The organism is Clostridium thailandense (assembly GCF_019207025.1).
Taxonomy (GTDB): Bacteria; Bacillota; Clostridia; order Clostridiales; family Clostridiaceae; genus Clostridium_AM; species Clostridium_AM thailandense.
The window spans coordinates 20,164-27,497 of record NZ_JAEEGC010000005.1; the positions used below are offsets into that span (position 1 = coordinate 20,164).

Annotated in this window: 7 protein-coding genes; 2 read left to right on the top strand and 5 right to left on the bottom strand. The window is 33.4% G+C overall.

From position 1 onward, the window contains the following. Positions 1-9: 9 nt before the first annotated feature. Together I6U48_RS01095 and I6U48_RS01100 are read right to left on the bottom strand one after the other, a co-directional pair. Entirely contained in the window at positions 10-1,959 is a 1,950-nt protein-coding gene (locus I6U48_RS01095; RefSeq protein ID WP_218318553.1) for an oxidoreductase, read from the bottom strand. A 289-nt stretch (positions 1,960-2,248) separates the two neighbouring features. Further along, complete coding sequence (locus I6U48_RS01100) at positions 2,249-2,452, bottom strand: hypothetical protein (RefSeq protein WP_376774502.1); 204 nt, start codon at positions 2,450-2,452, stop codon at positions 2,249-2,251. A gap of 243 nt (positions 2,453-2,695) precedes the next feature. Here I6U48_RS01100 and I6U48_RS01105 point away from each other — a divergent pair, with 243 nt between their 5' ends. Continuing rightward, a complete protein-coding gene (locus tag I6U48_RS01105; protein WP_218318554.1) occupies positions 2,696-3,244 on the top strand; it encodes a PadR family transcriptional regulator in 549 nt (182 codons plus the stop codon). Positions 3,245-3,356: 112 nt separating this feature from the next. Here I6U48_RS01105 and I6U48_RS29990 read toward each other — a convergent pair whose 3' ends face one another. The 3 genes from I6U48_RS29990 to I6U48_RS01115 form a co-directional block, all read right to left on the bottom strand. Next, a complete protein-coding gene (locus tag I6U48_RS29990; RefSeq protein ID WP_281421786.1) occupies positions 3,357-3,488 on the bottom strand; it encodes a hypothetical protein in 132 nt (43 codons plus the stop codon). Between the two features lie 139 nt (positions 3,489-3,627). Then, on the bottom strand, positions 3,628-4,737 hold the full coding sequence (locus I6U48_RS01110; protein WP_218318555.1) for a uroporphyrinogen decarboxylase family protein: 1,110 nt from the start codon (positions 4,735-4,737) through the stop codon (positions 3,628-3,630). A 44-nt stretch (positions 4,738-4,781) separates the two neighbouring features. Further along, positions 4,782-5,894, bottom strand: coding sequence for a uroporphyrinogen decarboxylase family protein (locus I6U48_RS01115; RefSeq protein WP_218318556.1), 1,113 nt, complete (start codon positions 5,892-5,894; stop codon positions 4,782-4,784). Between the two features lie 160 nt (positions 5,895-6,054). On the opposite strand from I6U48_RS01115, the gene I6U48_RS01120 reads away from it, so the two are divergent. Then, positions 6,055-7,311, top strand: a complete 1,257-nt coding sequence (locus tag I6U48_RS01120; protein ID WP_218318557.1) for a PucR family transcriptional regulator — start codon at positions 6,055-6,057, stop codon at positions 7,309-7,311. Positions 7,312-7,334: the final 23 nt, after the last annotated feature.

Here is a 7,334-nt window from a genome sequence, read left to right on the forward strand (position 1 = left end):
ATTTAATTATTAAATATCAAGTGCAGCATGATATCCTTGATATACTGCTGTAGTTATAGTAGAAGGACGTACACAGTCTCCTATCTCTATAACATAAGGTGCACAGTCAAGTAATTCTTCTACTACATTTCTTCTTGCTCTTTGTCCAAGTGCACAGATTACTGTAGTGCCTGGTACAAGATGTTCTTTACCTTCTGTATCAGCACAAACAACGCCTTCTTCTGTTACACGTAATCCCTTATACTCTGTATGAACATGAATTTTATTTTTTTCAATTTCACCTAACAAAATTGGACGATGTCTGATATTTGCATCTGGAGCAAGTTCTGGTCTCATCTCTACTAAATGTACAGTCTTGCCTTCCTGTGCAAGATGAATTGCTGCTTCACAACCTGCAAGACCTCCCCCAAGAACTACTACTTCGCTACCAACCTTGTCCTTCTTTAAATAATAATCATTAACAACTATTACATTATCACCGCTTAAACCTGGGATTGAAGGAATAAGTGGTTCTGAGCCAACTGCTATAATTAATGCATCAACATTTTCTTTTTCTACATACTCTTTTGTAACGGTTGTGTTTAATCTAATTTCAACACCAGCATCCTTTGCTAATTTTCCAAGAGTAACGCCTAATTCATACATCTCATACTTAAATGGAATTCCTTGTTCCCCCTTAAGTATTCCTCCGAGTTCGTCAGATTTCTCACAAAGTATTACCTTATGTCCACGTTTTGCAGCAGTGATAGCGGCTTCTAACCCACCAGGTCCACCTCCTGCTACTAGGACTTTTTGAGGCTTACTTGACGGAATAACCTCTGTTCCTCCTAATTCACGTCCAATCAGTGGATTAACTGTACAACGTCTTGTAGATGTCATAGCACGTTCTGCCATACATGTGAAACATCTTAAACATTTCACTATGTCCTCATCACGATTGCTCATAACCTTTCTTGGAAGCTCATGATCAGCTAAAAGCGCACGAGCCATTTCAACAACATCTGCCTTACCACTAGCTATGATTTCTTCCATCATCTCTGGATCATTTAAACCTCCAAGTGTTGCAACTGGAACACTTACATGCTTTTTAATCTCTGCTGCAAGATAAACATTGCATCCATGTGGTACAAACATAGAAGGATGTGTTATACCAAATCCTCTCTGATAAGTTCCTGCAGATATATGAAGTAAATCTACTCTTGATTCTATTAGCTTAGCAATTTCAACACCTTCTGCTAAATTATAACCACCTTCAAATAGTTCAGAACCACTCATTCTAAATTCGATTGGAAATCCAGGTCCAACTGCCTTTCTGACGCTATCAAGAACTTCTTGTGCAAAACGCACTCTGTTTTCTAGAGAACCGCCGTATTTATCTGTTCTCTTGTTAAAATAAGGAGACAAGAACTGATTAATCAGCCATCCATGTCCACCATGAATCATAATCATTTCAAAACCTGCTCTTTTAGCGATTGCTGCAGTATTTCCATAAGCCGCTACAATATCTGCAATCAATTCTTCAGTAAGTTCTTTTACTGGAAGACCATCTGGACGAACTCCAGCACTTGGTCCCCACTGAGAAAGTCCTTGTTTTTTATTCTTATCAGTTAAGTAAGTTCCAGCATACTGTCCCGAATGTGATAATTCTACACTGGCAATTGCTCCGTGGCGACGAATAGCATCTGCGGTGTAAGTAAAGCTTGCAAGTGAACCTACTGTTTTCAAGTCCAGATGGTACATATGAGAACCTTCTGTTTCTGGATGAACTACACATTCGCTGACAGTAACTGAAGCAGCGCCGCCTTTAGCTCTTAATTCATAAAAAGCTGTAGATGCAGGTCCAATAGTACAGTCAGCAGTAATATCTGTTCCTCCCATAGGAGCAGAAAACATTCTGTTTCTAAAAGTTACATTTCCAATTTTAATTGGTTTACATAAATTTGGATATTTTCTTTGCATATCTTTATTCCCCTTATTAATTTATTATATTTAATATTTTCTATTTATGTCCTTTATTGGTTAGATAACCTCTATGTGTTAATATTATCACCCGTCATTAAACATGTCAACTCATACATGTTCGACATTAGTATAGTTTTTTTTCATAAGTAAACTATTAAATAAATTTTTATTATATAAACTATAGATAGCTCTAGACGAAATCAAACATATACCGGAGTGTAAATCTGCTTTCGTCTGTGAGTATGCTTTAAAGCTAAACGATTATTAACTTTAAGCAGATTTAAGATCATATAGCAACTGGTGGTACTATTACTGAACTAAAACCGTAACATGCAGTTGTAATACCTCCAACAAATCCACGTTTGTCCGGGAAAAATTTAATTGAATTACTGATTGTACACCCGTAAACCATTCCAATACCAAGACCAGTTATAATACCATACGCCAGCTCAAGCATACTTAATGAAGTGGCAAAGCCTGATAAAATCATACCACCTCCGAAAAGCAAACCACCAACAATATCCACCTCTTTTTTCTTTTGTTTGTTAATACTCTCACAATATGTGTTAATAATATCACAGCATATTAAACATGTCAATGCATACATGTTTAATGTTTTATGTTGTTAAATACATGTTTTTATCTATTAGACTAATAAAGCACATTGTAATTAAAAAAAATTATGTTATAATAAATTGATAAATAAGTATATAGCGAAGAAAGAAGTGAATTTATGAGAACCCTCAAATATGCAATTTTAGGATTATTAAATAGAAAGTCTATGACTGGTTATGATATAGCAAAAGATTTTAGTTTTCAATTAGCTAATTTTTGGACTGCAAGACACAGCCAAATATATCCAGAACTGAAAAAACTAGTAGATGAAAAACTTTTAGTTTATGACATCGAAATTAGTGGAGAAGTATTAGAAAAAAAAGTCTATACTATTACAGAAAAAGGTAGAAAAGATTTTTTAAAATGGCTTCAAAAAGACGAACCTATGGAACCAACACCCAAAAATGTTTTTCGTCTTAGATTATATTTTTCAAATAATTTAGATGTAGAAACAAGAATCCAATTATTAGAACATCAATTAGTTCAGCATCAGGAAAGACTAGACTTTTTATTAAGTCAAAAAGAGCCTTATGCCAAGGTTCCTCCTATCACTGATGACTCCTTTGGAGATTTCCTCGTTCTGAATGGAGCTATTATGAGGGAAGAAACACATATTAAATGGTTAAAAGATTGTATTGATTATTGTAAAACTGGAAATAAATCTTAGAAATATAGTCATGGATTTTAACTGCTTCTTCATCAAATAAAAACAAGCTGCCAGCAAAACTATTTGCCAGCAGCTTGTTCTATTATAGAAAGTATAATAAAAATTGTCTATCCTATCTAAAATGCTTTTTAAACTTTAAAAACAATAGAGCTCCTATTACAACACCAAGTATGATTCCAAGTAAAAAAATACCTAAAAAATACTTAACTAACTGAGCTAATGACATGAATATTCTTGCTTCCACAAAACACCCTCTAAGTAAAATTAATAACCTATAATATAATATTCATTGTATTATAGATTTATTATTAATACTTTTTCTTTAACTTTCTATTACTCTCCAATAAACTTTGTGAAATACGCTGCTCTTATTCTTATCCTATCTACATAACAGCCGCAATCATTGCTTTTACGTTTTCAAGTTTAGCATTTGCTGGTATACTACATCCCGATGACATAATAAGTCCCTGCGGTGCAAATTCATCAACTAACTTCCGTGCATACTTGTAAACCTCGTCTGGATTACCCAAGGTTAAAAGTGAAGGTGAAACATCACCCATAAAGCACATATGTCCCTTTAACACTTTCCCTGCCTTAAAAATGTCTGTTGTACTGTCTGGAGAGAAGATACATTTACCTTTAGGTAGATCCATAAAATAATCTATAAATCTATCCCAACTCATGTCTAAATGAAGATATGCAATGGAACCTTCCTCTGCAACAATATCTATAATTCTCTTTGTATATTGCCATGAGAATCTTTCAAAGGCCTTTAATGATAAAAAGTCACCTGCTTCTCTCGCTCCTCCTGTAAATACAGTAAAAGGCTTTGCTGCACGGATTTGCTCTCGTAAGGCTTTCTCTGTTTCTTCTTCCATAACATCCATAGCTGCTTGAACCTTCTCAGGAATTCTGTGTAAATCCATAAAAAATTTAGATATTCCACGTGCAGGACATAAAGCACCAAAGGGTGAGCCAGTCATTACACGTCCACTACATAATGGTACAATACCTGCATCAACAAAACTCTGTTCTATTTGGGAAGCAAATTGACTGAAATATTCAACTTCCTTGAGCCCCTCAGGTATATGCTTCTTTGCATAATCTAAGAAAAAATAATTCCATCCTTTATCAATTATAGTATCATAGTCTTCTTCCGTCATATATGATTTTTCATCAATTTGCCAAATCATATCATCAGGTAGTTCCCTTCCAGGTACTTTAATTTTAGAAAGAAAGAATGCGCCCATGGACGGAGGATAGGTTCCTGGTATTTCTATACTATCAATGTCTCCAAGTGCTTGCATACCTTTTAACAACTCCATATTACCATATACTACATCATTAACAAGATCGGATAACTTTCCTCCACCATTTTTAGTACAAAAAGCATCTGCATTAAGTACAATTGGCACTCTATCTGTCTTTTTCATAGCTATTACATCTGCAAGTCTGTTGAAATGCTCGTTATACAATCCTTTTTCAGTTTTCATATTGCCACACCCCTCATATTATTTAAATTTGTCATGTTCAACTTTTATGACTCTAAAGCAGCTGCAACCATTGCCTTTACATTTTCTATCTTTGCATTTGCTGGTATACAACATCCTGCAGCCATAATAAATCCTTGTGGTGCAAATTCATCAATTAACCTTTTGCTGTAATCATATACTTCATCTGGTGTAGCTAACGTTAAAAGCGAAGGAGAAATATCTCCCATAATACACATATGCCCTTTAAGCACTTCTCCTGCTTTAAAGATGTCCGTTGTACTGTCAGGATGGAAAATACACTTACCTTTTGGAAGATCTTTTAAATAATCTATAAAACGATCCCAGCATAAATCCGAATGCAGATAAACGTTTACTCCTTCTTCAACTGCAATTTCTATACTTTTTTTAAGATATGGCCATGCAAACTTTTCAAAGGATTTTTGTGACAAGAAATCCCCTGCCATACGCGCTCCACCTGAAAATGCTGCTAAAGGCTTATCAGCCCGTATTGCTTTTCTTAAACTCTCATCTCCTTCTTCAGCCATAACATCCATCGCAGCCTTCACCTTATCTGGTATTCTTCTCAAATCCCTCACAAAATTTCTTATAGACCGAGCAGCAGTTAAAGTTTCATAAGGAACTCCTACAGCAGCACTGCCTATTATAGCTACAATACCTGCATCTTTATATTTCTGTGCTATTTTAGGCGTTATCTCAATAATATTACCCATTAGCTTTAAAGGGTCTCCAAGTCTATTTTTGCAAAAATCCAAGTAAAAATTATTCCATCCTTTATTTATTATGATATCATAATCATCCTCAGTCATTAATCCAACTTCATCAATCTGCCAAATTGCATCCTCAGAAAGTTCCCTTCCTGGTAATTTAATGTTTGCAAGGAAGAAAGCTCCTTTAGTTTGAGGAAAACATCCATATCCTAAGGTACAGTCAATATCACCAAAAGATTTCATACCTTGAAACAAAAGTTCATTTCCATATTCCATATCTGTAACAAGATCCGCTAACTTTCCCCCTGCTGCTTTAACACAAAAAGAATCTGCATTTAAATTAATAGGTGTTCTATCCGTTTTTTCTAATGCTATGGCTTTTTTAACTCTTTCCAAATGTTTATTATATAGTTCTTGTCCATTTTCCATATTACATGTCCCTCCTTGACTTATATATAAAATCATTCTATTTATCTATCTATAATTATAGTTACCTTAATTTCCCAAGTCATCTTACAGATGTTGAAAAGTAAGTTTACAAAACACTACAGTTTGTAATATACTCTACTTATATACGAGGTGATTCTTTATGACTATGGACATCAATACTTTAGGTCTTTATCAGCAAGAATTATTAGATGCACTTATACATCAAAAAGGTATACAGCATATTATCAATATCGGATTTAAGTTTCTTGAAAATCCTATTCTATTTAACGATACAAGCAGCAAAATCATAGCTAAATCTACTTGTCATAAGTCTATTGGTCACTATTGGGATGATCATATAAAAAGAGGCTATTTTTCCGATGCTGCAATGTATTCTTCCAAATTCAAAAAAATATCAGAAAAAGTTGATAGAAGCAATTCTCCTATCCTGTTAAAAGGTATGGATGATAATAATATGATTATTGGAAAAATCACAATTGATTACATTGTTATAGGATATATATCTGTAACCGATGCAGAAAGACCTTTTAAAGATCTAGATGTTGAATTATTTTCATTATTATGTGACGTTATTGAGACTGAAATGAGAAATGACAAGTTCTACAAATATGCTAAAGGTACTGCTTATGAAGGTTTTTTAAAGGATTTGTTGGATGACAATATAAAAGATGCTGAACTTGTTATGAATAAAGTAAGATCTCTAAATTGGGATGTTGACTCAGAAGTTTATATCCTCGCCTTTGATGTTAAACAATATTCTCAAAAAAAATTACCACTCTCATACCTGATTTATAAAATTTCTGGCATTATTTCAGAAAATAAATCACTAATATACGACAATCATATTGTATTGATTATTAATGACCGCATAAAAACTGATATTCTTGGAGACCAATCTAAATTTATGAGAAATTTTCTTCAAAAAAACAATTTATATGCTGGACTTAGTCGCTGTATATCTGACTTTACAAATTTACAATATTACTATAAGCAGTCATTGAAAGCAATTGAGCTCGGGACTAGCCTTAACATAGAAAAATCATTTTATTCATATGAAAATTATGCAATATATGACTTGTTAAATGGTTATTCTGCTTATGAAAATTTAGAAAAATTTTGCCACCCTTCTTTATATTCACTAATCCAATATGACCGAAAAAATAACACCTGCTTAACCCGAAGTCTTTATGTATATTTAATGAATAAGGAAAACCAATCAGTATCTGCAAACATTTTACATATTCATCGTGCTTCAATGTTTTATCGCATTGATAAGATGGAAAAAATCATGAAATTAAAGTTAGATGATGCCAATATCATACATCACCTATATTTATCTTTTCATATTCTTAAATTGTTGCATAAAGATGAATTTATATTTAAAATAAACAATTAATATCAGGGCAAACGCATGAGTTA

Bases quoted from the DNA above. Each gene is read 5' to 3' on its own strand.
- I6U48_RS01095 (WP_218318553.1), bottom strand. From the start codon at position 1,959: ATGCAAAGAAAATATCCAAATTTATGTAAACCAATTAAAATTGGAAAT.
- I6U48_RS01100 (WP_376774502.1), bottom strand. From the start codon at position 2,452: ATGATTTTATCAGGCTTTGCCACTTCATTAAGTATGCTTGAGCTGGCG.
- I6U48_RS01105 (WP_218318554.1), top strand. From the start codon at position 2,696: ATGAGAACCCTCAAATATGCAATTTTAGGATTATTAAATAGAAAGTCT.
- I6U48_RS01115 (WP_218318556.1), bottom strand. From the start codon at position 5,894: ATGGAAAATGGACAAGAACTATATAATAAACATTTGGAAAGAGTTAAA.
- I6U48_RS01120 (WP_218318557.1), top strand. From the start codon at position 6,055: ATGACTATGGACATCAATACTTTAGGTCTTTATCAGCAAGAATTATTA.
- I6U48_RS01110 (WP_218318555.1), bottom strand. From the start codon at position 4,737: ATGAAAACTGAAAAAGGATTGTATAACGAGCATTTCAACAGACTTGCA.